We start from the raw sequence: 571 nt of genomic DNA, 5'->3' as shown, positions 1-571 counted from the left end.
GTGAACAGCACCTCCCACCGGAAGGTGTCCTGGCCCGGGAAGGGCATCCGCAGCAGCGCGACATCGACCTCGCCCGTGGCCAGCCCGGCGGTCGGGTTCGACCAGGACGCCTGCCGCAGGTCGGCGCGCCAGCCGGGCCGGCGGCGGGCGAACTCCGCGACGATGGACGGCGTCGCCTCGTTGGCGGCGCTGGCCAGGAACCCGACCCGCAGCACGCGGGTCGCCCGGCCGGCCGCGGCCTGCGTCTGGCTCAGCACGCGGTCCCAGTCGGCCAGCAGCGCGGGCACCCGCTCGGCCAGCGCGCGGCCCGCCTCGGGCAGCGCCATCCCGGACCGGGAGCGGGTGAACAGCCGCATCCCGAGCTGGTTCTCCAGCTGCTTGATCTGCTTGGTCAGCGCGGGCTGTGACACGTACAGCCGCTCCGCGGCGCGGGTCAGTGTCCCCTCGGCCGCCACAGCCGCGAAGTAGCGCAGCAACCGCGTGTCGACATCCATGCCGCCAGGTTATAGACGCAGGTATTGGACGGCAATCCGGGGTTCGGTGAGGGTGGGGAGAGCGGGCGGACGAGGGC

1 protein-coding gene is annotated in these 571 nt (G+C 73.7%); it reads right to left on the bottom strand.

The features are described 5' to 3' along the window. A partial coding sequence (locus AC13HU_RS38010) for a LysR family transcriptional regulator (protein ID WP_483046552.1) occupies positions 1-494 on the bottom strand: 494 nt, incomplete at its 3' end. Between the last annotated feature and the right edge of the window lie 77 nt (positions 495-571).

It is taken from the genome of Streptomyces sp. NH27 (assembly GCF_056859195.1).
Note: the sequence above shows the minus strand (reverse complement) of the source record. Positions and strands in the feature narration are given on the sequence as shown.